Annotated in this window: 24 protein-coding genes and 1 pseudogene; 11 read left to right on the plus strand and 14 right to left on the minus strand. The window is 61.7% G+C overall.

Going from position 1 to position 24,775, the window contains the following annotated elements; translation table 11 throughout:
• Positions 1-16: 16 nt before the first annotated feature.
• From rpiB to IVB22_RS41235, 3 genes and pseudogenes are all read left to right on the plus strand, one after another.
• A complete protein-coding gene (rpiB, locus tag IVB22_RS21175; RefSeq protein WP_247519218.1) occupies positions 17-463 on the plus strand; it encodes a ribose 5-phosphate isomerase B in 447 nt (148 codons plus the stop codon).
• A 19-nt stretch (positions 464-482) separates the two neighbouring features.
• A pseudogene (locus IVB22_RS41230) lies at positions 483-572 on the plus strand (ribokinase); the annotation flags it as partial.
• Between the two features lie 80 nt (positions 573-652).
• Positions 653-913 carry a PfkB family carbohydrate kinase gene (locus IVB22_RS41235; RefSeq protein WP_253075344.1) on the plus strand — a complete coding sequence of 87 codons (261 nt, stop codon included), beginning with the start codon at positions 653-655 and terminating at the stop codon, positions 911-913.
• A gap of 49 nt (positions 914-962) precedes the next feature.
• On the opposite strand, the gene IVB22_RS21185 is transcribed toward IVB22_RS41235, so the two are convergent.
• A complete protein-coding gene (locus tag IVB22_RS21185) occupies positions 963-1,616 on the minus strand; it encodes a TetR/AcrR family transcriptional regulator (RefSeq protein WP_247519219.1) in 654 nt (217 codons plus the stop codon).
• A 169-nt stretch (positions 1,617-1,785) separates the two neighbouring features.
• Here IVB22_RS21185 and IVB22_RS21190 point away from each other — a divergent pair, with 169 nt between their 5' ends.
• The 8 genes from IVB22_RS21190 (at position 1,786) to IVB22_RS21225 (ending at position 9,701) form a co-directional block, all read left to right on the plus strand.
• Positions 1,786-2,661, plus strand: a complete 876-nt coding sequence (locus IVB22_RS21190; protein ID WP_247519220.1) for an AraC family transcriptional regulator — start codon at positions 1,786-1,788, stop codon at positions 2,659-2,661.
• 71 nt (positions 2,662-2,732) lie between these two features.
• Complete coding sequence (locus tag IVB22_RS21195) at positions 2,733-3,545, plus strand: amidohydrolase family protein (protein ID WP_247519221.1); 813 nt, start codon at positions 2,733-2,735, stop codon at positions 3,543-3,545.
• A 39-nt stretch (positions 3,546-3,584) separates the two neighbouring features.
• Positions 3,585-4,382, plus strand: coding sequence for an enoyl-CoA hydratase/isomerase family protein (locus tag IVB22_RS21200; protein ID WP_247519222.1), 798 nt, complete (start codon positions 3,585-3,587; stop codon positions 4,380-4,382).
• 90 nt (positions 4,383-4,472) lie between these two features.
• On the plus strand, positions 4,473-6,176 hold the full coding sequence (locus IVB22_RS21205; protein ID WP_247519223.1) for an AMP-binding protein: 1,704 nt from the start codon (positions 4,473-4,475) through the stop codon (positions 6,174-6,176).
• Between the two features lie 30 nt (positions 6,177-6,206).
• Entirely contained in the window at positions 6,207-6,914 is a 708-nt protein-coding gene (locus IVB22_RS21210) for a glutathione S-transferase family protein (protein ID WP_247519224.1), read from the plus strand.
• Positions 6,915-6,926: 12 nt separating this feature from the next.
• A complete protein-coding gene (locus IVB22_RS21215; protein WP_247519225.1) occupies positions 6,927-7,535 on the plus strand; it encodes a DsbA family protein in 609 nt (202 codons plus the stop codon).
• 508 nt (positions 7,536-8,043) lie between these two features.
• A complete protein-coding gene (locus IVB22_RS21220) occupies positions 8,044-8,847 on the plus strand; it encodes an SDR family NAD(P)-dependent oxidoreductase (protein WP_247519272.1) in 804 nt (267 codons plus the stop codon).
• A 62-nt stretch (positions 8,848-8,909) separates the two neighbouring features.
• On the plus strand, positions 8,910-9,701 hold the full coding sequence (locus IVB22_RS21225) for an NAD(P)H-dependent oxidoreductase (RefSeq protein WP_247519226.1): 792 nt from the start codon (positions 8,910-8,912) through the stop codon (positions 9,699-9,701).
• 245 nt (positions 9,702-9,946) lie between these two features.
• Here the strand turns inward: IVB22_RS21225 and IVB22_RS21230 are convergent, their stop codons facing one another.
• The 13 genes from IVB22_RS21230 to IVB22_RS21290 all read right to left on the minus strand — a co-directional run bounded on the left by IVB22_RS21230 (position 9,947) and on the right by IVB22_RS21290 (position 24,773).
• Complete coding sequence (locus tag IVB22_RS21230; RefSeq protein ID WP_247519273.1) at positions 9,947-11,146, minus strand: aspartate transaminase; 1,200 nt, start codon at positions 11,144-11,146, stop codon at positions 9,947-9,949.
• Positions 11,146-11,883, minus strand: a complete 738-nt coding sequence (locus IVB22_RS21235; protein ID WP_247519227.1) for an HpcH/HpaI aldolase/citrate lyase family protein — start codon at positions 11,881-11,883, stop codon at positions 11,146-11,148. Before IVB22_RS21235 ends, IVB22_RS21230 begins: the two co-directional genes overlap by 1 nt.
• 36 nt (positions 11,884-11,919) lie before the next feature.
• The gene (locus tag IVB22_RS21240; protein WP_247519228.1) at positions 11,920-12,720 is read right to left on the minus strand and encodes an SDR family oxidoreductase; all 801 of its coding nucleotides are present in this window, start codon (positions 12,718-12,720) and stop codon (positions 11,920-11,922) included.
• A 28-nt stretch (positions 12,721-12,748) separates the two neighbouring features.
• On the minus strand, positions 12,749-14,407 hold the full coding sequence (locus IVB22_RS21245) for a hydantoinase B/oxoprolinase family protein (protein WP_247519229.1): 1,659 nt from the start codon (positions 14,405-14,407) through the stop codon (positions 12,749-12,751).
• Positions 14,408-14,418: 11 nt separating this feature from the next.
• Positions 14,419-16,497: a hydantoinase/oxoprolinase family protein gene (locus tag IVB22_RS21250; RefSeq protein ID WP_247519230.1), complete on the minus strand. Its 2,079-nt coding sequence runs from the start codon at positions 16,495-16,497 to the stop codon at positions 14,419-14,421.
• Between the two features lie 123 nt (positions 16,498-16,620).
• Positions 16,621-17,379, minus strand: coding sequence for an ABC transporter ATP-binding protein (locus IVB22_RS21255; protein WP_247519231.1), 759 nt, complete (start codon positions 17,377-17,379; stop codon positions 16,621-16,623).
• Positions 17,369-18,157 carry an ABC transporter ATP-binding protein gene (locus IVB22_RS21260; RefSeq protein WP_247519232.1) on the minus strand — a complete coding sequence of 263 codons (789 nt, stop codon included), beginning with the start codon at positions 18,155-18,157 and terminating at the stop codon, positions 17,369-17,371. Before IVB22_RS21260 ends, IVB22_RS21255 begins: the two co-directional genes overlap by 11 nt.
• The gene (locus IVB22_RS21265) at positions 18,154-19,158 is read right to left on the minus strand and encodes a branched-chain amino acid ABC transporter permease (protein ID WP_374207589.1); all 1,005 of its coding nucleotides are present in this window, start codon (positions 19,156-19,158) and stop codon (positions 18,154-18,156) included. Before IVB22_RS21265 ends, IVB22_RS21260 begins: the two co-directional genes overlap by 4 nt.
• Before the next feature lie 10 nt (positions 19,159-19,168).
• Positions 19,169-20,041, minus strand: coding sequence for a branched-chain amino acid ABC transporter permease (locus tag IVB22_RS21270; protein ID WP_247519233.1), 873 nt, complete (start codon positions 20,039-20,041; stop codon positions 19,169-19,171).
• Between the two features lie 35 nt (positions 20,042-20,076).
• A complete protein-coding gene (locus IVB22_RS21275; RefSeq protein WP_374207591.1) occupies positions 20,077-21,261 on the minus strand; it encodes an ABC transporter substrate-binding protein in 1,185 nt (394 codons plus the stop codon).
• A 153-nt stretch (positions 21,262-21,414) separates the two neighbouring features.
• Positions 21,415-22,392, minus strand: a complete 978-nt coding sequence (gene nac, locus IVB22_RS21280; protein ID WP_247519234.1) for a nitrogen assimilation transcriptional regulator NAC — start codon at positions 22,390-22,392, stop codon at positions 21,415-21,417.
• Positions 22,393-22,756: 364 nt separating this feature from the next.
• Positions 22,757-23,470 (minus strand): nitroreductase, encoded by a 714-nt coding sequence (locus IVB22_RS21285; RefSeq protein WP_247519235.1) that lies wholly within the window; start codon positions 23,468-23,470, stop codon positions 22,757-22,759.
• A gap of 112 nt (positions 23,471-23,582) precedes the next feature.
• Positions 23,583-24,773 (minus strand): phenylacetate--CoA ligase family protein, encoded by a 1,191-nt coding sequence (locus tag IVB22_RS21290; RefSeq protein WP_247519236.1) that lies wholly within the window; start codon positions 24,771-24,773, stop codon positions 23,583-23,585.
• Positions 24,774-24,775: the final 2 nt, after the last annotated feature.

The following is a 24,775-nucleotide window of genomic DNA, read 5'->3' on the forward strand; positions in this document are numbered from 1 at the left end:
ACGAAATGGAAACCGCATGCGCCTTGTCATAGGATCCGACCACGCCGGCTGGCCGCTCAAGCAAAACGTCATCGACCATATCCACAGCCTCGGCCACGAGGTCGTCGATGTCGGCTCCTATGACGAGAAGCCGGTGGATTTTCCTGATATCGCGCGGGCCGTGGCACAGAAGGTGACGTCGGGTGAAGTTGCACGTGGCATCATGGTGTGCGGAACAGGCGTCGGCGCTTCGATTGCAGCCAACAAGATGAAGGGCATCCGCGCCGCGGTCTGTCACGACGTTCATTCGGCGCATCAGTGCGTGGAGCATGACGATGTGAATGTCATGTGTATCGGCGCCCAGATCGTCGGCCCATGGCTCGCCAAGGACCTGATCTCGTCCTACCTTTCGGCCGAGTTCTCAACCGACGAAGACTTCCGACGGCGAGTGGAAAAGCTTCGCGTGATGGACGAGGAAGGTTGAGCTCCGAGACCGGCTTGCCATGATCCTGATCTTCGGGTCGCTGAATATCGACCTGGCTGCCCGGGTGCCCGTCATCCCGGGACCCGGCCGAACCGCGCTCGCACCGTCCTACGCCACGCATTATGGCGGCAAGGGCGCCAACCAGGCGGTCGCAGCCGCGCGCGCATCGCGGGCCGGGGAAAGGTCTGCATGGCGGGCCGCGTGGGAAGGGATGCGTTCGGCGATGGCGCGCTCGACAATCTTGCGGCCAATGGTGTCGATACGCGTCTCGTCGTCAAATCCGATAACCCGACCGGTTGCGCCTTCATCACGGTCGATCCCGGTGGCGAGAACGCCATCACGGTGGCGAGCGGAGTCAACATGACCGCAAGCGCCGCCGACGTGCCTGTCACGTTGTTCGGCGCCGACACCATCCTCGTGCTGCAGATGGAGGTGCCGGTGGTAGAGTAGGAGCCAGACGCCCGGACAAGGAGATGGCCTCTCGGCGCCGAGGGAGTGGTCAGCTGCGGGATCGGCCGGACCGGGAGCGCGCCGTGCCTCGGTAGAGCGTGGCCAGACAATCGTCCACCAACACGTCGACGTCCACTGCCAGGATCTTTAGACGACCGGTCCTGAACATGAGCAGCAGGCCGAACATCCAGGAGGCCCCGGCGACTGCCACCTCATGTTTTTCGGATGCATCGACCAGATCGTCGGCCTCGAGCGCGTCCGCGGCCGCAGCGTAGACCCGCTTCAGACGGACGTTGAGTTCGCGGTTCAGGTCTCTGCCGACGCCGTCAGGTTTGGCTCCGCCGTAGAGGTAGAACCCGAGATCGAACTCCGCGGGCCTCGCGCGGAAATACTCGAACCAAGCGCGCAAGGCGGCGGCACCTTTCCGTCCCACCCGGGCCACTGCGGACGCCTGCTCGACGGCCTGGGCCATGCTCGTCAAGGATTCACGGAGGATGTCGGCGTAGACCTCCTCCTTGCTCGCGTATTGGGTATAGATCGCACCGGTCGTGTAGCCCGCCGCTTTGGCAATCTCCCGCACCGAAGTTTCGTGCAGGCCCACTTCCACGAAAACGCGCTTGGCGGCCTCGCGGATCAGTTCGCGCTTGAAAGCGCTCACGGCGGCCTTGCGCCGTTCGATTTTCGGATCTGAGGCTTCCGCCATCGATAGTTTTCCGGTTCGAGAGGCCATGGCGGGCGGCACTCATGCCCGACCATCGTCGCCGCTCGAGTGGCGGGCCGAGCGGGTGCGGAGAGACGTTTGCTATCGAAATATAACGGTGTTATTGAAACGAAGTCAAGGAAGCCGCCGCCGGCACCAGTGGAGCTCGACTTTGCCAACGAAAGATCCACATCCGCGAGCGAGGTCGGCCTGGATCGCCGAAGATAACGAGCAGGTCTTCGCCCGCCCCTCGTTCTACGCCGAGTTCGCGCCGCGCGAGGATCAAGCCGGCTGCGTCGACTCGATTTACATCCTGAAGGACCGGGGACGGCTGACCGAAAGCCGCATGTCGTTCGCTTCCCCGCTCAAGGAGCTCGCCTTCATATTCCGGGAGGACGGTCCGGGCGGCAAGGTGGTCTTTAACGAGCCGAGCCTCGATCACCGAAGAAAAAGCAGGGCGTTCGTGGGCTGGATCGTCGGCGTCAAGTTCAAGCCGAATTGGTCCGGTTCGCCGAGCGTCCACGATCCGGCGATCGTCGCGTGTCGCGACACGCTGGCGCGAGTCGTCCGGGAGAGTCCATCGTGCTTCGACATCCTTGACCCTCTGGATCGGACCCTGCTCGCACTTTCGCGGCTGGCAAGGCGCGGCGCGATCTCGGACAGCGCCCCCCTGGATACGCCGCACGGCCGCGTCAGCGACTTGGCGGACCACGTCGGTAGATCGGTCCGGACGCTGCAGAGGCGAGTGAGAACGTCGACAGGCTGCCCGCCTAAGCGTTTTCTGGCCGTGCAGCGCTTCCGTCGATCGCTCTACGAAATCGCGTCGGGAGGCGACGGTCTGTCTCTGATCGCCTCCGATCTCGGATTCTCCGACCAGGCCCACCTGACCAGAGAGTTTCGGCGGCACGCCGGCGTCACGCCCGGCGCATTCCGGCAGGCCTGGTGCAGGCCGCGCGCGCAGGCTGTCCGATTTCTTCAAGACGCCGGACGATCCACGCGTCTAATGATGGCGGTGTGGCCACTCGAGACCACGACCGAAGCCGGTTGAGCAGGTTCGCCTTTCGCGCCGACAGGTCGTAGGCCCAGCCTCGACCCACTATCAGACGCGGGCACCTCAGAATGATCATCGACGCCTGGATGCAGCACCCGAACGCCGCTTGGATCGGGAACCCGATGTTCGAGTCGTTGCGGCGCTGGAGACCGGGCAAATGGTCGGAAACGGCGCCCCCCATCGAGGACACGCTTGCCGAGATGGATAGTGCGGGCGTTTCCGTCGGCATGCTGTGCGGCTGGCACGGCCCGGCCGGGCCGATGATCAGCAACGACGAGGTCGCCCAACACTGCCGGGCTCACCCCGACCGCTTCGTCGGAATAGCTTCTGTCGATCTCTTCCGCCCGATGGACGCCGTGCGGGAGTTGAGGCTGCGAGTGAAGAGGGAAGGCTTCAAGGGGCTGCGCGTTCTGCCCTGGGTGTGGGGGCTGCCGCCGGACGATCGCCGGTATTATCCTCTGTTCGCGGAATGCTGCGAGCTCGACATCCCGTTCTGCACGCAGGTCGGACACGCGGGGCCGCTGCGCGAATCCGAACCTGGGCGCCCCATTCCCTATCTCGATCGCGTCGCGCTCGAGTTTCCGGAGCTTCGCATTCTCGGCGGCCATATCGGCGTGCCGTGGCTCGACGAGATGTTGTCGCTCGTCATGAAGTACCCGAACGTCTTCATCGACACGTCGGCCTACAAGGTCAGCCGCTATCCGTCCGATCTCGTCGGGTACATGCGCGGCAACAAGAGACATCGGGTGCTCTTCGGATCCAACCATCCCTTCTGGCCCGCGGGCGAGTGCATCGCCGGCCTCGACGATCTCCAACTCGGCGCCGACGCCCGTTCGGCATTCCTGACGGACAACGCGCGGCGGCTGTTCAAGCTCGCCTGATCTTCCGTAACCCGAGACCTCAGAACCGTAGGATGACCGATGCCCTGGACCATTGAACGCAAGCACCCGCATGTGGCCGTGGTGACGATGAACACCAACAAGGTCAACGCGCAGAATCCGGCCTTCTTCGCCGACCTTCACGCGGCGTTCGATCGTCTGGAATCCGAGTTCTCCGATTGCGCCGTCGTGTTGACCGGATCGGGTGCGGTGTTCACGGCGGGCCTCGACTTCGATCATCATTTCCCGATGTTCGCGCGCCGATCGATCAAGGAGATCGATACCTGGTTCGACGAATATCGCGCGACGAACCTGCGTCTCTTCACGTACCCGAGGCCGACCGTAGCGGCGATCAACGGCCACGCCTATGCGGGTGGGTTCATCACCGCGATCGATTGCGATCACCGGATCGCCAGCGAAGGCCCGCTGCAGTTCGCGTTGAACGAGGTCCCGATTGGCATCCCGATGCCGGCCGTCTACTGCGAGATCATCAAGCATGCGATCGGCCCGCGATCGGCTTTCGAATTGACGCTGTTTGGCCAGATCTACGATCTCGCCGCCGCCAAACGTCTCGGCGTCATCCAGCAGACGGTCGCGCCGGACAAGCTACTCGGGACAGCCGTTGCCTGGGCGGCGCTGGTGCCGCCGGATTGCTACACCGCCTACGCTTTCTCGAAGCGCGCGCTCCAGGCGACGACCATGGCGGCCATCGACGCCGCCGCCCGCCTCGACCGGGACCTGCTGTCACGCGGCATGTCGGATCTCGGAAGCATTCGCGCCCACACCCGACGGTACAAGGAACTGAAGGGCAAGGACGTCACCTGGCCGTTGCCCACCTAGGCGTAGGAGCGAGGTCGGGCTCGGCGCCCCGCAACTGACGCGACGACGGTGTCATCGCAGACAACGATAAAATCATCACAGGAGGAAATGATGCGTGCGGGCCAGGCAGCCGACGGTTCGTCTATCCCACCGAGCTACGTCAGCGGAGGATCGACGACGCCCCTCCTGGGCATGACGATCGGCGACTGCTTCGATGCTACGGTCCGCGCCAACCCCGATCGTCTCGCCCTGGTGGTGCGGTCCCAAGGCATCCGATGGACGTACCGCGAACTTGCCGCGGTCGTCGATCACTTCGCGAGCGGCCTGGCCTCGCTGGGTTTCGTCGCGGGCGAACGCGTGGGCATCTGGTCGCCCAACAACGCCGAATGGGTCGTCACGCAATTCGCCACCGCGAAGCTCGGATTGATTCTCGTCACCATCAATCCCGCCTACCGTCCGCAGGAGTTGGAGTACGCTCTGCGAAAGGTCGGATGTGCGGCGCTCGTCACCGCGTCCGCGTTCAAGACGAGCGACTACATCGGTATGCTCCGTAAGATCGCACCCGAGATCGCGACAGGCGTTCCCGGACGACTAAACCTCCAGAAACTACCGGACCTACGCGCGATCATCCAGATCGGGGAGACAACGGCTTCGGGCCTGCTTTCGTTCGAGGAGGTCTGCCGCCGCGGATCGAACCTCCCTCCTCCTTGCGTCAAGCTACGCTTCGACGATCCGATCAACATCCAGTTCACCAGCGGCACGACCGGCGCTCCCAAAGGCGCCACGCTGACCCATCACAACATCCTCAACAACGGCTACTTCTGCGGACAAGCCCTCGGCTTCGGTCCCGGTGACAGGCTCTGCATTCCCGTCCCCTTCTATCACTGCTTTGGAATGGTCCTGTCCAACCTGACTTGCATCACGCATGGCGCAGCCATGATCGTCCCGGGCGAAGCCTTCGATCCGCTCGGCGTGCTCGAGGCCGTCGAAGCCGAGCGGTGCACGGCGCTTCACGGCGTTCCGACGATGTTCATCTCGATTCTGGAACACCCCGCCTTCTCCCGTTTCGATCTATCGTCGCTGCGTACCGGCGCCATGGCCGGCGCGCCCTGCCCGGTCGAGGTCATGCGCCGCGTGATCGGCGAGATGGGCATGGGCGAAATCACCATCGCGTACGGCATGACGGAGACCAGCCCGATCAGCTTTCAGAGCGATCGGGGCGATCCGTTGGAACGGCGCGTGTCGACGGTCGGCCGCATCCAGCCGTACGTGGAAGTGAAGGTAATCGACGAAGCCGGCGACATCGTTCCGCGCGGCACGCCGGGCGAACTCTGCACGCGCGGCTATTCGGTCATGCGGGGCTACTGGGACGATCCGGACAAGACCGCGCTGGCGACTGACGCGGCCGGCTGGATGCACACGGGCGATCTCGCCACCATCGACACTGATGGCTATTGCAACATCACCGGTCGCATCAAGGATCTGGTGATCCGCGCCGGCGAGAACATCTATCCGCGCGAAATCGAAGAGTTCCTCTATCAACACCCGAAGGTTCAGGACGTCCAGGTATTCGGCGTTCCCGACCCGAAGTACGGCGAAGAGGTCTGCGCCTGGATCCGTCTCAAGGACGGGCAGACGTGCGACGAGGAGAGCATCCGCACCTTCTGCCGCGAGACGATCGCTCACTACAAGATTCCGCGCTTCATCCGCTTCGTGGACGCCTACCCCATGACGGTGAGCGGCAAGGTTCAGAAATTCATCATGCGGGAATCGATGGTGCGAGAACTCGCGCTGCAGGAAATCCGCACGGCGTGATCGCCATCGCCCAATCAGAAAGGCCCTTCGATGATCAAACTTTACACATGGCCGACTCCGAACGGCCACAAGGTCCAGATCATGCTCGAGGAGGTCGGCGTGCCCTACACGGTGCATCCGATCGACATCACCCGCGGCGCGCAGTTCGATCCGGATTATCTTGCCCTCAATCCGAACAATAAGGTGCCGACGATCGTCGACGACGACGGTCCGGACCGCGCGCCGATCACGGTGTTCGAGACGGGCGCGATCCTCATCTACCTGGCCGAAAAGACGGGCCGCTTCATGCCTTCGGAGGCGCGCGCGCGGTGCGAGGTGATGCAATGGCTCATGTGGCAGATGGGCGGACTCGGCCCGATGCTCGGCCAGGCGCAGCATTTCCATCGCTACGCTTCCGAGAAAGTACCGTACGCGGTCGAGAGGTACACCAAGGAAGGCCGGCGACTGCTGACAGTGATGGAGCGGAGGCTCGACGGGCGCGACTATCTGGCCGGAGACTATTCGATCGCCGACATCGCCTGCTTCGCCTGGGTCCGCATCCACAAGATGGCCAACCAGACCCTCGACGACCTGCCGCGCGTCACGCGCTGGTACGCGGCCATCCGCGCCAGGCCGGCGGTGGAGCGAGGCATCAAGCTGTTGCTGGATCAGTGGGTCGACGTGACGAAGAGCGAGGAAGCGCGGACGAATCTGTTCGGCGGTCCTCAGTATCAGCCAAAGGCGACCGGATTGTCCTGAAAAGGTCTCGACATGACTTCAACCGTCATTCTCTATATCGACTACCGCAGCCCGTTCTCCTTCCTCGTGAAGGAAGAAGCCTATACGCTCGCACGGGATTTCGATGTGACACTCATCTGGCAACCATTCACTATTGATCTCCAGGGGGCTTACGGTGGCGAAGTCGAAGAACGGACCGACCGGGACTGGCGGAAGGTTCGCTATTCCTACATGGATGCGCGGCGGCTTGGTGCTCGCCGCGATTTGATCATCCGCGGTACGCGTAAAATCTACGACCCCACGGTCGCGCATATAGGCATGCTCCTAGCCTCGCGGACCGACGCTTCCGTATTCCGTTGCTATCACGATACGATCTGCGAGCGGTTTTGGCGCGGAGAACTCGATATCGAAGACACAGGAGCAATAAGAGGTCTCCTCGTGGAGGCGGGCTCGGACGGGCGCGCCTTCGACGAGTTGATCGGCTCCGGCGAAGGAGTCGGCCAATGCCGAGCAATCGCTGCGGAGGCTGAAGAGCGAGGCGTTTTCGGTGTTCCGACATTCCTGCTGCATGAAACCGGCGAGCTTTTCTGGGGCACGGATCGGGTCTGGCTGCTGCGCGAGCGGCTGTCGGACAAGCTGTAGGAAGCGGAGAAAGCGTTCACACAGGGAGAACAACACGACATGTCAGTCGATCATCCGCCCCCGGCACCAATGAACGTTTAGAACGCTGCTCTCGTTGGCCGTCTCCAGACTTTCTTTGATCTCGCTCGGATCTATCATTGGACCCGTAGAGACACCTCGGGCGATCCGATGCGAACTGGCAAATTGTGATGGCGCAAAGTGGCAAACTCGGCTGATGCCTGCGCGGTCAAGTCAGTTGACCAGCACATGGCACTCCCAAACCGGAGCGGCATCGTACAATGTCGCGGAATATCGTGCATTTGGTACCCAGGGGCGGAAACGAACCACCCGGCTTCGCTCGATGGGCTACGCCGCGGCGATTCTTCACTGAGATTTCCAGTCAGATTCACCACCGATCCAATTTCGTTATAGCTGTTCGCAACATATACTTGAGGTCCGCCGGCAATGGACATGGCAGTGTCGGCTCAGCTCTGCATCGGCAAGAGCGGAGCAACAGGTGCGCGGCAGCATGACCATTCGAAACAGCGAGACCTCCGGCCTCGTCCCATCGCCGCATTCAAAAGTCGTCATCGTCACGGGTGGCGCGCGTGGTTTGGGCCGGGCCTGCGTCGAACGGTTCCTGAATGACGGCGCCACCGTCGTCGCCGTCGACCTTGATGAGGCGAGCCTTGCCGACCTTGGAAGCTCGGCAGATCGCTTGCGCACTGTCATCGCCGATGTCAGCAAGCGGGCTGATGTCCAGCTTGCGGTCGACATCGCTGTCCGAGAGTTCGGCCGGCTCGACGTGATGATCAATAATGCGGGGATTGTTCGCAGCCAGGACTTCCTCACGGTCAGCGAAGACGATTTCGACCGGGCCCTGGGCGTGAACCTGAAGGAGCCTTTTCTCGGTGTCCAGGCTGCCGCACGGGCGATGATTGCCGGAGGTAACGGCGGCGTCATCATCAACATGTCGTCCATCAACGCCATCCTCGGAAACCCTTCGATTGCGACCTACGCAATCTCAAAGGGTGGATTGAACCAACTCACAGTGACGGCCGCGCTTGCCCTGGCCCCTCACGGCATTCGCGTTGTCGGCATCGGACCGGGCACGATCCTGACCGACATGGTCGCGAAGTCGATCATGACGTCTGATGAGGCTCGCCATTCCATTCTGTCGCGAACTCCCATGGGACGCTGCGGAGACCCATCCGAGATCGCTTCTGTCGCGGCTTTTCTTGCCAGCAAGGACGCGTCGTACATTACCGGGCAAACCATCTATCCGGATGGAGGACGCTTGGTCCTGAATTACACGGTTCCAGTCGCATCCTAGTGACACTCACTACGCCCGCCTTTTGCGGCGCCGCGCCGTCGCGCCATCGTCACGGGTTTCATATGAAGGAAATTGCGATGCACGCCCATATCGTCCTCGCCCACCCCGAGCCGCAATCCTACAACGCGCATCTGGCAGCGACGGCCCGCCACGCACTCGAAGCGCAGGGCTGGAGCGTCAGCATTTCCGATCTGTATCAACTGGACTTCGACCCCTGCGAAAGGGCGTCTCACTACGTCGAGCGCATCGCGCCGCAAAAGTTTGACGTCCAGTCCGAGCAACGGCACGCCTCCGGCGGTGGAACGATCCCTGCGGATGTGGCGAGCGAGATTGCCCTGCTCGAAAAGGCCGATCTCGTTATCCTGCAATATCCTATGTGGTGGCATCTGCCGCCGGCCATCCTCAAGGGTTGGATGGACCGCGTTTTCATCTATGGCGATGTCTATACGAGCAAGCAACGTTTCGAGCATGGCCGCTTCGTCGGCAGGCGGGCCATGATCTCCGTAACCGTGGGCACCAGCGAGGCAACCTACGCTCATAATGGACGCAGCGGCGATATCGACCTGCTGTTGTGGCCAATCAATTTTTCATTGGCCTATGTCGGTTTCGAGGTCCTCAATCATTTCGTCGCCTACGGCGTCGAGGCCGGACTGCGTTATTCGGATTCGGCAACTGTGGACGCGCGCCTAGCGAAGATCACGACGGAATGGTCATCCCTGCTTCATAACCTCGACAGCATCCCGTCCATCCCCTTCAACAAAATGGCCCATTGGGGCGCCGATGGCCTCGTCACGCCGGACAGCCCGGTCTATTCCCCGTTTATTCGTCGGAAGAGGACGCTCGAGCTCGAGTAGCGTGGCGATGAAAATCTGCCGCTGCCAATGGCGCAATCGACCTATCCGGCTTCGCACTCTTGAGCTACCCCGAGACGAGCTGTCGCATAGAGACCTTTTTGGCCACGGCAGCACCGAACAGCTTGATCAACAGGCGCTTGACGTCACGGCACCCGCCACTGGAGCAGGCTGAAAGGCGGCTCCGATTCCGTGTGATGCTCGAATTCACCGGCCACTCCGGCAGTTCCAATGCTTGTGATGGTCCATCAGGCAAGATTCCGACAAACTGCCGCAATGGAAGCGCAGCCGCGCTCGATGATTCTGTCGTCGGTCGAGATCGAGATGCGAAAATATCCCGGTAGACCATAAGCCGAGCCGTGGACGGCCGCGACGCCACCGGCGTCCAGCAAATGCAAAACGAAGGCACGATCATCTTCCAGGATTGTCCCTTCCGGCGTCTTACGTCTGATAAAAGCGGAGCAGTTCGGGAACAAATAGAAGCCTCCGTCCGGTTTCAAGCAATTGAGGCCGGGTATCGCATTCAGCATGCCGAGAGCGAGATCCCTGCGGCGGGCATAGACCGCGACACTCTCCGCGATGAAATCCTGCGGTCCCGTAATCGCCGCGAGCGCTGCAAACTGACTCGCCGCCGCGGGGCACGAAGAACTCTGGGACTGCAGCATGTTTATGGCGTCGACAATGGCCTTGGGCCCCGCCCCGTAACCGATACGCCAACCCGTCATGGCATATGTCTTGGAGACGCCATTAACAATGAAGACCCGGTCGGCGAGATCGGGCACAGCTTGCACCAAGCTCGGCGTGACCTCCCGCTTGAACCAGACCTCATCATAGATCTCATCGGTCAGCACGCCGACATGGGGATGACGGCGCAGCACGTCGGCGAGCGCTCGCAGTTCTCCCGCGTCGTAGGCAATACCGGTTGGGTTCCCAGGCGTATTCAGCACCAGCCAGCGAGTCTTTGGTGTGATCGCGGCCTCGAGCTGGGCGGGAGTGAGCTTGAAAGATTGTTGCTGCTGGCAGGTGACGATGACCGGAGTGCCGTCGTTGGCGAGCACCATGTCGGGATAGGATACCCAATAGGGTGCCGGGATGATGACCTCGCTACCTGGATCAAGCGTTGCCATCAGCGCCAGAAAGATGACCTGCTTGCCGCCGCCGCCGACCGTGATCCTGTCCGCAGTGTAGGACACGCCGATGCGCTGCGTCATCTTGGTTGCGATCGCCTCGCGTAGCGGCGCAATGCCGTTGAAAGGCGTGTACTTGGTTTCCCCACGCCCGATCGCGTCGACCGCAGCCTGTTTAATGTGGGCCGGTGTGTCGAAATCAGGCTCGCCTATCGTCAAATCGAGGATCGCGCGCCCCTGGGCCTTCAAGTCGCGGACACGCTGGGCCGCTGCCGTCGTCGGGGAGACCTTGATGCGCCGCACGCGTTCGGAGAGCGCCATCACGACAGCAGGCTCCGGGTCGGATGGCATTCGCTCTTGCGTGCGGCGAGTTCATGCATCGCCTCGATCTTGTCCCGCAGGAACGGGTCGATATGGCAGTAAAGGAGCTGAGCGCCGCAACGGGACCAATGTTCGATATCCTCCTCAATCACCAGTGTGCCGGCAATCTTGCCGGCAGCACGGATGCGCGCCAGTGTCGACTCGACGAGGTCGAGTACCTCACGCGGCCGCGGCTGACCGCGCGGCACGGAGGGCAGAAAGCCCATCGACTGCGAGAGATCGCCTGGTCCAACGAAGAAGACGTCAATGCCTTCGACCGCAAGGATTTCGTCGAGATTGCCGACGGCCTCGACCGTCTCGACCATACAGATCAGCAGCTTCTTCTCGAAATCGGCAGGACAGGCGTGGCGTACAGTCGCGACCACCGCGCGGGCCTGTTCAGCCGTATTGACGAGCGGCACCATCAGCCCGTCGACACCAGCATTGAGATAGCGCGTCAGAAGCGAGCGCTGATGCGAATCCGGACGCAGGATCGCGCCGCCGCCGCCGGAGCGCGCCGCGCGCGCCATCTCGCGCGCCTCGTCGAAGCTTGCCGTACCGTGCTCACAATCGATGAAGATCGTGTCCGCCTTCAGCTCGGTGAGGCGCCCCGCCAATCCCGAGGAGACATGGTTGGGGTTTATCATCAGAAGGTGCTCGCCTGCAGCAAGGCGCTGGCGCAGTTTGGCTCCGATCATCGTTTCTCTCCGTCGCTTCTAGGTTTCTTCAGGTCATCAGGACTTGGTCGAGCCGGCGCCATCAGGCGCCCCGAACCAGCGGGCCAGTTCGATATCGACGGACTGGTCGCGCATCCTGGTCGGGACGATCACCAGTTCCTCGATCACCGTGCGCGGCGGCAGGGTGCAGGCGAGAAGCACGGCCTGCGCCACGTCTTCCGGCTGCATCAAGGCGGCGCGTTCTTCCGGTGTCGGCGGACGCGGGCGGTCGTCGAGAATCGGCGTGTTGACTTCGCCCGGTGTAATTGTCGTGGCGCGGATCATCTGGTTGCGGAAAGTTGCGTGCAGATACCCCATCAGGTTGCGTACGCCGGCCTTGGCCGCGCCATAGGCCGCACCGCCCAGCATGTTCGGCCGCAGCGCCGCGCCCGACGAGACGGTGACGATGGTGCCGCCGCCCTTGTCGATCATCGGCTGCAACACCGCGCGCGACAGCAGGTAGACCGCGGTCAGATTGGCATCGACCGTCGCCTGCCAGTCCTGCGGTGTGATGAAGGCGAGGTTCCGCGGCCCTACCGCGCTGCCGGCATTGTTGACGAGGATATCAACGTTGCCGAGCTCCGCAGTCACCCAGCCGATCAGGGTTTCGACAGCTTTAGCCTGCGTGATATCGGCAGCGCGAGCGAACGCGCGACCGCCAGCAACGTTGATCGCGTCAGCTGCGTCCTGCAGGAGCGCGAGCCTGCGGCCGACAAGCACGACACAGGCGCCCTCCCCCGCCAGCTGGCGCGCGATCTCGCGTCCGATGCCGGTACCGGCACCGGTCACGATCGCGACGCGCCCGTTCAGTTTTGCCATGGTTGTCTCCTCATCAGGCTTGGCAGAATCATTCGGCCGCATAGCCGTAATCGGCTTTCGCGCATTCGCTCGTCACCAGACCTAGCCGGATATCCTCGGTGATCAGTTCCCGCGAGCGGTTGGCCGGGTCACCCCAGCCACCGCCGCCGGGCAACTCCACGGTCAGCCTTGCGCCGGGCTCGAGCGGGATGTGACCCTTGGCAAAGACAGGCTCGCCGTTCTTGAGTACATGGCCCGCCCGGCCATCCTTGCCGCCGACGACGCCAAAGCAGGGGTTCTTCACATGCTCGCTGGCGAGATAGATGTTCATCTGCCCTGACGAGATGTTGCGGAAGACCAGGCGCTGACCGAGCCCGCCCCGGAACTGCCCGGGACCGCCGGAATCGGGGATCAACTCCTTGCATTCAAGCAGCGCGGGAACGGAGAGTTCGTACATCTCCGTCGGCGTGATGCGGCAATTCGAGGGAAAGCTCAGCGTGTCGACGCCGTCGGCCGTGGAGCGTCCACCCTGCCCGCCATGCAGGTTCTGCGTTGCGCCGTATTGTTCGCCCAGCTCGTTCTGACCCTGGCAGTTGACGCCCCAGATCGGCGCGCCGCCGCTGTCGCCCTGAACCTTGTCCGGCACGACGCCTTCCAGCGCGCGGAAGATCAGGCTCGGGATGACATGGCCGATGAGATTGCGCAGATTGCCGGCCGCCGTATTGCGCGGGTTAAGGATCGAGCCCTCTGGCGCCTCGTCGGTAATCGGCAGCATGCAGCCTTCATTGTTCGGCGTCTCGGGATCGAGCAGGCATTTCAGCGCATAGACCGTATGGGCATAACGGTAATGCTTCCGTACATTGATGGCGTGAAGCACCTGCGCGGATGTGCCGGCATAATCGACATGGATTGCGCCGGGCTCGACCTTGACGTTGCACTTTAGCTTGACCTCGCTGTCGTAACCATCGAGCGCGACCTCGGAGCTATATTCACCGGCCGGCCAGCGCGAGATCGCCTGGCGCATGTGAGCTTCCGACCGGCTGTGGATCGCAGTGCCCAGATCCTCGACATCGTCGAGCCCGTACTCCTCCAGGAAGCGCACGAGTTCGCGGGCCATCACGTCATTGGCCGAGACCATGCTTTCGATATCGCCCAGCACCTCGCGCGGCAGGCGCACGCTGGCGCCGATGATGTCGAAAACCTCCTGCGTCGGCTTGCCGGCCTTGTAGAGCTTCAGGATCGGAAGGCGCACGCCCTCCTCAAAGATGTCGGTGGAGTCCGGCGAATAGGGCCGGCCGCCGATATCGGGCATATGGGCGATGCTGCCGGAATAACCGATCAGCTTTCCCTTGTGGAAGATCGGCGTGATCATCACCATGTCGGGCAAATGGCCGGTACCGATCAGCGGATCATTGGTCAGAAGTACGTCGCCCGGTTCGAGCGTCTCGGGCGGGAACGCCGGCAGGAAATAATTCTGGGCAGCCATCGGCAGCGAGGTGATGAAGACCGGAATCGCCCAAGTGCACTGCGCGAGCGCCCGGCCTTTGGCGTCCATCAGCACGGTGACGTAGTCGTGGTTTTCGCGCACGACGGGCGAGAAGGCGGTGCGTCCCAGCGCGCGGTCGGCTTGGTCGGCGATGAAGATCAACCGGTTCCAAAGAACCTGCAGCGTGATGGGATCGTTGAAATCGATCTGTTGGCGAGCCATGATCGTGCTCCTCACTTGATGTGCATGATGAGATTACCGCGGGCATCGACATGGGCCGTACCGCGCGGGCCGACGACGATGGTCGATTCCACCTGTTCGACGATGGCGGGCCCCTTGATTTCGACGTCCTGCGGCAGGGCGTAGTAATCGTAGACCGGGGTGGAAACGAAGTTCTGTGTCTCCTCGAAATAGACCGGCCGATGCATCTTCAGCGCGTCCGGCGCGGAGCCCCGGACAGTCTTGGTCGCGGTTTTCGCGGGCGCGCCCTTGGGCCCGCTGGCGCGCAACCTCCAGGTGATGGCCTCGACCGGCGAGTTTGCGACGGTGCGACCGAATAGTGCGGCATAGTTCGCCTCAAACCGGGCGAACAGCTCATCGACGAAGGCATCTGCGCCGAAGTCGAGCGGAGGCAGCGCCACGCTGATTTCGTGGCCCTGTCCAACATAGCGAAGATCCGCCGTGCGTGCGTAGGAGATGCCATCGGCATTCACCTCTGCCTGCAGCACGATATCGCGACCGTCCTTTTCGAGCCTTGCGAAGACATCGCGTACCGCGACGGCGTCCCAGCGGTCGAGCCGCATCGGCAGGCTCGCGGAGACGTCCACCGCGACCGGCGCGATTAGCAGACCTACGGCAGAGGTTACGCCGGCGCCGGCGGGGCATACGACCTTCCTCGCATTGAGCTTGCAGGCCACGCCATAGGCATGGACCGGGCCGGCGCCGCCGAAGGCGATGACCGGCAACGTACTGGGATCGACGCCATAGTCGGCCGCGTGCATGGTCGCCGCTTCCGCCATGGTGCCATTGACGAGATCGTGGATGCCCCAGGCGCAGCGTTCGGACGTCACGCCGAGGGACTCCGCCAGTTCGGCAATCGCGGTGCGCGCCTTGCCGGCATCGAGCTTGAATTCGCCGCCGAGAAAAGAGTCGGCGCCGATATAGCCGAGCAGCACGTCCGCATCGGTGACAGTGGGCTTGGTACCGCCGCGTCCATAGCAGGCAGGGCCCGGAACGGCACCCGCGCTGTGCGGTCCGACCTGAAGCAGGCCGAGGCGATTACGGACAGCGATTGAGCCGCCGCCGGCGCCGATCTCGATCATCTGGATGGACTGGATCTTAAGCGGGAAGCCGCTGCCGCGGTGGAATCGCTCGTGCCTGGCAATCTCAAGTTCGCTGCCGATCATCGGCTCGCCATTCGGCACCAGGCAGAGCTTGGCCGTGGTGCCGCCCATGTCAAACGACATGACGCTCGTCTCCTTGACCTGGCGGGCATACTCCGCCGCAGCGACCGCCCCGGCGGCTGGTCCCGACTCGATCAGCCGTACCGGCGTGCGCGACGCCGTGGCGCTCGGCACGACACCACCGCTGGACGTCATCCACAGCATTCGGGAGACAATCCCGTCCTTGCGCAGATCGGCTTCAAGCCTCTCGACGTGTTGCGTCATCAGCGGCCGTGTGTATGCGTTGACCACCGTCGTTGAAGCACGATCATATTCGCGGATCTCCGGGCAGACATCGGAGGACAGTGAGACCGAAAGCTCCGGTCCCGCCGCGGCCAACAGAGCCCCGACCTTCTGCTCATGCTCCGGGAATTTGTAGGAATGCAGCAGGCAGACGGCGACCGAGGTGACCCCCCGCGCCCTCAATTCCGCGACGATGAGGCCAACGCTGCTCTCGTCGAGCGGCGTGATGGCGCGTCCATCCGCCGCCATGCGCTCTATGATGCCAAAGCAGCAATCGCGCGGTACCAGCGGCGCGGGATATGCGATCTTCAGATCATAGAGGTCGTAGCGTCCTTCGGTGCGAATCCTGAGCAGATCCTCGAAACCATCCGTGGTGAGGAAAGCGGTCTCCACGCCTTTCCGTTCCAACACGGCATTGGTTACGACCGTGGTCGCGCCCAGGATCTGCAGATTGTCCTTGGAGGATCGCACACCCGGCCGTACCAGCAGTTCGCCGACGCCCTGGACGACGGCCGCCGCCGGGTTTGCCGGCGTGCTTAGCACCTTGTGCAGGTGCAGTATGCCGAGATCGTCAATTAGCGCGAAATCCGTGAAGGTTCCGCCCGTGTCGAATGCTAACCTAGCCATAATGGTATCCGATCTTGCTTCGTCAGGCCAATAAAGTCCGGTCGCGCACCCGGCCTGCGGCTGCGCGCGGTGTCGTATGACGTCTTAGATGTGTCGGCTCTCGAAGGAGCCGCGTGTTAAGTTCTAGGCAATCGGGGCCTTCGTAGCTGCCTCAACCTCGTTTCCGATCTGACCTGTCATAAAGAGCTGCCCAAGTTCGGCGTGGGTAATGTCGCTGCTACGCCCATCCCAGATGACCTTGCCGAGGCGCAGCACGACGGCGCGTTCGGCGACCTCCATCGCCTTGCGTGTGTTCTGCTCGACGAGGAGTATGGCGCGGCCATCGGCATGCAGGCGCTTCAGCTCGTTGAACACGATCGTGATCGCCTGCGGCGACAGCCCGACGGAGGGCTCATCGATCAGCACGATCTCCGGCTTGCGCAGCACCGCCATGGCGGTTTCGAGCAATTGCTGCTCACCGCCCGAAAGGTTGCCGGCGAGTTGGTAGCGCCTCGCCTTCAGGATGGGGAACAGTTCGAAGACATAATCCAGTTCCGCCTTCACCTCGCGGTCGCGGACGATGTAGCCGGCCATCTCCAGATTTTCGTCGACGCTCATCAGCGGAAAATTGCAACGGCCCTGCGGCACGATACCGATGCCCTGGGAAAGGATCGACTGCGGCTTGGCGCCGCCGATGTTCTTGCCGCGCCAGCGGATCATGCCTTGCTTGAAGGTGGTCATGCCGAAGATGGTCATGAGCAACGTCGACTTACCGGCCCCGTTCGGCCCCATCAGCGCGATGAAGTCGCCGGGGTGCACGGTGAGATCGACGCCGTTGAGGATGTCGAGCGCACCATAACCGGCGCGCAGTCCCTCGATCGAAAGATTGGGATCAACCGCCAAGATAAGCCTCCACGACCTTCTGGCTGCGCATGATCGCCTCTGGTTCGCCCTGATCAAGCAGCGCGCCCTGATCCAGCACAACCACGCGCTGGCAAAGACTCATCATCGCGTCGATATTGTGCTCGACGACGATGAAAGTGATGCCGAGTTCCCGATTTACGTTGCGGATGCTGTCGAGGATGCGCTCGATCAACACCGGATTGACGCCTGCGAGCGGTTCGTCCAGCAAAATCAACCTTGGCTTCGACATCAGGCTGGAGGCGAATTGCAGCAGTTTCTGCTGTCCGAAGGATAGCCTGCCAGCATTTTGGTCGCGCACATGCGACAAGCCCACCATGTCGATCAGATGATTGGCGCGCTCCCGAAGTCGTGCGACTCGACGGCGCGAGGCTGGACCGGGCGAGAAAGTCGAGAGCAGGCTCGGGAAATCGAACATCTGCCCGGCCGCGATCAAATTCTCTTCCGGCGTCATCGTCGTGAAGACCACCGTCTTCTGGAAGCTGCGCAGCATCTTGCCTTCATGCGCAATGCGGTGCATCGGCCAACCGGTGATGTCGACACCGTCGAGATGGACCGTGCCTGCGTCGGCCTGCTGCAGGCCGGTCACGCAATCGAAGAAGGTCGACTTGCCGGAGCCGTTGGGGCCCATGAGGCAGCAGAGCTCACGCTCGCGGACATCGAGGTCGATGCCACGCACCGCCTGCACCGCGCCATAGCTCTTGCGAAGGCCACGAACGGCGAGCAGTGGCTTGCCAGGGGCGGGAGACAGCGAGGTCATTTGCGCGATCCCGACAGCATCGCGAGCCCGCGGTCGATGAGCGGCGTCAGGCCACTGGGCAACCAGAATACCAGCAACAGCAGTACGAGGCCGTACATCACCATGCGGTATTCGGGCGAGATGCGCAGCGCCTCGGAGACGGCGACGAAGACGATGCTTCCAACCACGACTCCTCGGATAGAACCCGCTCCGCCGCCAAGCACGATGATGAGGATCGTGGTCGAATAGAACATTTGAAATGTCAGCGGGCTGACCGTCGTCAGATAATGGGCGTAGAGGCTGCCACCGAAACCCGCAAAGGCCGCGCTGATGGTGAAGACAACAAGCTTGTAGCTCCAGGTCGGGATGCCGAGCGCCTCGGCTTGGGTTTCGTTGTCGCGAATCGCGATCATGCTGCGACCAGCCGGCGAGACGACCAGGGCATAGAACAGCCCGGTCATCAGCACCGCTATCACCAGATAGAGATAATAATACCCTGTGATGGTGGTGACGGTGAAAGGTTGCGCACCGAAACCGAGCACTGGTTGCGGAACGCCGGACAGGCCCATGTCGCCACGCGTCAGGCCGACCCAGTTCTTGGCTACGGCCTCCGCGATGACGACAAGGCCGAGCGTGCACATCACGAACGAATAGGTCCGGAGCCTCAGCGCCGGAATGCCAAGCGGCAACGCGATCAGCCCGGTCACCATCCCGGCCAGGATGAAATTGACGTAGAACGGCGTGCCGAAATGCATCGCCGCCAGGGCCGAAACATAGGAACCGATGCCGAAGAATGCTCCCTGAGCCAGCGAGAGCATGCCCATGTAGCCGACGATCAGGTTCAATCCATGCGCGGGTAGCAGGAAGATCATCGAAATGATGACTGCGTGCAGATAATAACTGTCGAGCACGAAGGGCGCGGCGAGGAGCGCGATGAGGATTGCCACGCCCATCAGCCGCGAGGCTGCCCGCGAGGTGGTGCGTGCGCCGGAAGCCTGCAGGGATGTCGATTCGATCGTCATCGTCTGCTCCCTAGAACCTGGACTGAACGCTGAAGAAGCCGGTCGGACGCACCATCAGCATTCCGATCAGGATGACGAACCCGACTGCGTCGCGATATTGCAGCCCGATAAAGCCCGCCACAAAGCTTTCGGCGATGCCGAGAACCCAGCCGGCAATCAGCGTACCCCTTACGTTACCCATGCCGCCCATGACGATGACCGCAAAGGTCTTGAGGGTGATTGCCTCACCCATGCCGCCGTAAACCGTGACGTTGATCGGCCCTGTCAGCACGCCGGACAAGGCCGCCAGCCCGCCGCCGAGCACAAAGGTGCCAAGCACCACGCGCTCAATGTTGATGCCGTTGACGAGACAGCACGCGGTGTTCTGGGAGACCGCCCGCATCGCCTTGCCCATGCGGGTGCGCCGAACCAGAAACTCAAGGGCGACGAACACCCCGATCGTCACCAGGACGATGATGATGCGTTGCCAGGCGAGGCTGATCTCACCGAAGAATACCGGCTCGAGCCAGCCGCCGGGGAAGATCTTGTAGGTACCTCCGAAGGTGATGATGATCAGGTTCTGCAGGATCAACGACAGACCAAGCGTGGCGAGCACGCCGGACTGGAACGGTGCCGTAACCAGCCCCTGCATCACCAGCCGGCCGATCACAGCCGCGATGCCCATGGTAATGATCACCGCCAGGAAGATCGCCACCGGGTAGGAAACGTCCAGTTTCGTGATGACATACCAGGCCGAGAACGTGCCCAGCATGTAGTATTCGCCATGAGCGAAGTTGATCGCGCGCAGCACGCCGAAGATCATGGTCATCCCGGGGGCGACCAGGGCGTAGACAGATCCCGCGACGATCCCGTTGATGATCTGCTCGATCAGCAACTCTGTCATGATCCATATCTCCTGCCGTTACGGCGGTGATCTGCTCAGCGGGTCGAATATTTGATCTGGGTATTGAACGTACCCTTGATCACGGGCTTTCCGTCGATGATCTCAAACAGGATCATCGGCAGATTGGCCTGATTGTGATCGTCGAAGGTCACCTTGCCCATGACACCCTCATAGGACATCGTCGAAAGCGTCTTGCGAATGTCGTCCTGGTTGTCGCTCTTGGCTTCCTTGGCTGCGGCGGCCACCAGCCGCATCGTTTCCCAATAGGCATAGGCATGGACGTTAGGCGTCTCGCCGGCATAGGCCTTGCGGTAAGTGGCGACGAATTCGTGATTCTTCGGTGTATCCCATTCAGGCACATAGGCCGCGGCCTCGACCGCGCCGTTCAGCGCCGTCGGAGCGATCTTGATCGCTTCGGGATTGTTGAATTCGGCACTGCCGATCAAGATGACCTTGCCGGCAAGTCCGGCCTCGACCATCTGGCGGGCGATGATGGGCGTCGTATCGGCAAGTCCGTACATGATGATGGCACCAGCACCCGAGCGGCGGATATTGGCCAGAACCGGGCGGAAATCCGCCTCCTTATCCTTGTAATAATCCTCGCTGACGATCTCGGCGCCGAATTCGCCGAGATATTTCTTGGTCAGCACGATCGCGCCACGGCCATAGTCACTATCGACGGAGAGTACGGCGAACTTCTTGATCTTCTTTTGCTCAGTCGCATATTTGAGCACAACCGAAGCGCGGTTCTCGTCAGTCGGATAGTTTCTAAATGACCACTTGTAACCGCCGACACCGGCCTTGTACGTGATGTCCGGATTGGACGAGGCAGCATTGACGAGCAGAATGCCGGCATTCTCCACCACCGGCTGCATTGCGATCGTGACCGAGCTGCAGACATCCCCAATCACAACGCGAACCTTATCCTGCGCAATCATGCGCTGCACCGAGGATACGCCTTCCGTCGGAATGCACTGACTGTCGCCCTGGAACAGTTCGATCTTCTTGCCGTTGATGCCGCCTGAAGCATTGATTTCATCGCGGGCCAGTTGTGCTCCCCGCCAGGCGAAAGCGCCGTAGCGCGCGGCCGCTCCCGTATTGGGACTGACAATGCCGATACGCACAACATCGGATTGCGCCATCGCAGGAACGACCACGAAACAGGACAGTGCGAACGACGCAACTGCGACGCCCACAGCGGAAGCGAAACGACTAGACATGACACCCCTCCTCAAATCGACAGACATAAGATCAGGGTGTCGGCCTAGCTTAAGCCTTTTGGTCCAATCATCCCCGTCAGCGACGGAACGGAGCTTAGAACGATCGATCGACAGGCGGCTTCTTCGATCTCATTCTGCCGTCATAACAAATCCTTATAGCGGATCGCGGCGCGAGCCGCGCTTTCGATCTGCCGGGCCGCCGACCGGCGTCATGTCGCCAGCGGCTGCGAAGTCCACCGCCATTTTCAGGACGATCTCGCGAACAACCAGCGCCGCCTCGGAAAGCGGCAGATGATCGGATTGGCAAAGCGAGATCGTCGATGAGATGACGGGTCGGATGAGACGGCGCGTCACCAGGTTCTCGCACCCACGGAACTGTTCCGCGGCCGAGCTTGGCAGGATGGTCGGGCCAAGCCCCGCATCCAACGCGACGCGCAGCGTCGACAGGGACTCGATCTCGGCTGCCACTCGCGGAGCAATGCGGACGTGGGCAAAAGAAGCTTCGATGAGCTTGCGCAGGAAATGATAACTGCTTGGCAGCAACATCTTGATGCCCTGCAATGCGGCAACCTCGACAGGTTCATCCGGTCGTCCAGGCAATTTCAGCGAGCGCGGAGCGACCAGGAAGAACTCCTCCCGGAACAGAGGCTGCAGGCGCGTGCCCTTGATCGCTCCAAAGCTGTAGATCAGCGCCATGTCGAGCCGGCCGGAGATGACCAGTTCGCTCAGAACATGGCCAAAACTGTCGCTGACGTTGAGCACAATATCCGGATGCTTGTCTGCGAGTGCAAGCAGTAAAGGCCCCGCAAAATTGGCGGCGCCGCTGAAGGTAGCAAGGCCGATCGAGACATGTCCCTGCAGGGAAGTAGTCGCCTTGGTCACGTCGCGCTGGGACTGTTCCAGTTGTTTCAGCATCGCTTGGGCATGGCGATACAGGGTGAAGCCGGCTTCCGTCGGCGCGACCCCATGATTGCTGCGCAGAAGCAGCTTTTGCTTGAAATGCGCCTCGAGCGCGGCGACCTGTTGGCTCAGCGCCGGTTGCGCGATGCGCAACGTATTGGCGGCGCGCGACATGCTCCCCGTGTCGACGATCTTGACGAAGCTGCTGAGTTTCTTGAAATCGACGCTCACATTTTACCCTAAGCTTGTAGCAGCCCTAGGAACTCAGAGCCAAGCTACAGGCGATCGCGGTCTATCGCAAACGGACTTGGGCCCGGGGCAGCCCGCCTGCCAATATGAGCGAAGATGACCCAGCCGCCGAGGGAGCGGCTATAATCTACCGTTGCAGGCTTTTCTCGTCCCTCTATTCGCGCGATCGCAGGCGACGACGCGGGATCTCGTACAAAGCATCGAGGCGTGGGTCGCGTCGTCGCTCTGTCGCTCTGTCGCTCTGCGGTGACCGACATCGAGGTGGCGGCAAGCGACTTCGGCATGAGCACACGCCACGTACGTTTGTGCGGTGCGCCCACAATCAGTCCCAACCAGCCCCAAACAATTATGCCAGGTGAAATTCTACAAATTCTTCCAAAGGTAGTCGCTCGCTCTCAAGGCTGTTCTCAGGCGCGTCGGGAGCCTGGTATCCGAGCGCCATGCCGGAGAGCATGATGTAATGATCAGAGAGGCCGAGCTCCTTGTGCACCACGCCGCCATATTCGCACCAGGCCTGCTGAGGGCAAGTCTCCAGCCCGTACTCGCGTGCCAGGATCATTACGTTCTGCATGAACATGCCGCAATCGAGCCAAGAGCCTTCGAGAAGATAGCGCTCCATCGCAAAGAACAAACCGACCGGTGCGCCAAAAAACTCAAAATTGCGGAGCATGGCTTGTTTCCGACCTTCCACATCGGTCTTTTCGATCCCATAGAGGCGATAGAGTTCAAAACCGATACGCCTTCGGCGAGAAAGATACGGTTCCTTCAACGGCGAAGGAATGTAGGCATATTCATCGGAACGCCTTCCTGCGCGCGCCGCCTCCAACACGGCTTGCGAAAGCCGCTCGCGCGCAGCGCCCGTGACTACGTGCACCTTCCACGGTTGAATATTTGTGCCGGATGGCGCGCGTGCCGCGCCATCCAGTATCGCCCTTACGGTAGCCGAGGAAACAGGAGTCGAAAGGAAGCGCCGAATAGATTTCCGTTTGATGACGGCATCAAGCACTGACAGTCCTTGCGGAACGTGGTCGTTATGCGGGGGTAACACTTTTGCCGTCATCTATAGCCGCTCCGATATCGATCAGCACGCGCGGGTGAGCCCGAAAGGTGTTGCGCGGAATGAAGCTGCCTGGCGCTGCCAAAACCTGCGAGCACGCCGTCCCGCTGCCGCTTCATCGTTCATCCACTATAAGCTTGCCGTCCTCCGGCAAGCTTCCCGCCGAATGCAGTTCCACCCGACCACGGAGTTTCGTGATAGCGGCAAGGGTCGTCGCTAAGGTCTCGGGCAGCATCGACGAACCAATGGCAGCCTCTGCGTGAAGGGTCATGGAATCCACATCGCGCACGCGCTGGACCACGAGACGAAGCCGCTGCACTTCCGGATGCCGGCTTTGAACCTCCCGAATCTGTTCTGGTCGCACGAACATGCCCTTGATTTTTGTGGCCTGATCAACTCGTCCAAGCCAGCCGCGCAGGCGAAGCCGTTCGCCTGGGGTCACAGCGTGGAAGGCCGACAGGTCGCCCAGGGCGAGCCGAATGATAGGCCTTCTCGGGCGCAGGCATGTGACGACGACTTCTCCGGTGTCTTCGGGCGCAACCGGAATGCCGCTATTTGGGTCCACGATCTCCACAATGAGATCCCGGCTCACTATCAGTTCAGGGCGATCTGAAACCGCGTAAGCGATGATGCCGACCTCAGCCGCTGCATAGACTTCACGCGCATCAATTCGCGCGACGGCGAACCGCTCACGCAAAGGTTTTGGAAACGCCGCGCCCGACACGATCGCGGTTCGAATGCAGGACGTATCGACGCCGTTCGCGGCCGCAATCTCCAATAGGATATTCAGAAAATCGGCGGTGCCTATGAATACATTTGGCCGGTACGCCGCGATAAGCTCCAATTGCTGTTCGGTATTGCCCGGCCCGGCAGGAATGACGGCACATCCGAGACTGCGCGCTCCGGAATCGAACAAAAAGCCGCCCGGGCTCATATGGTAAGAGAATGTGTTCAGTACGACATCTGCCCGTCGCAGTCCCATTTCAGCCAGGGCGGAAGCGGCTCCCCAAGCGTCCGGGCCTTCCGGCTCAGGCTCGAAGATCGGTCCCGGAGAAAGAAAAAGGCGCCCCCATTCGCCCGTTGGCTGTGCTTCGAAACCACCGAAGGGCGGAGCGCTCTTCTGAAGGCGAGGCAGATCCGATTTTCGCAGCACGGGCAACGTAGCGAGGGCTTCGCGACAATTGATCGAAGCAGGATCGGTCGGCCCGAGATGGGTACGCCACGCAGGCGCTACGAGCGCGCGAGCGATCACGTCGGCAAGCTGCGGGATCGTCGCGTCATGAGATGGTGTGGCGTACAGTGTCATGA

The sequence above is a fragment of the Bradyrhizobium sp. 190 genome (assembly GCF_023073415.1).
Taxonomy (GTDB): domain Bacteria; phylum Pseudomonadota; class Alphaproteobacteria; order Rhizobiales; family Xanthobacteraceae; genus Bradyrhizobium.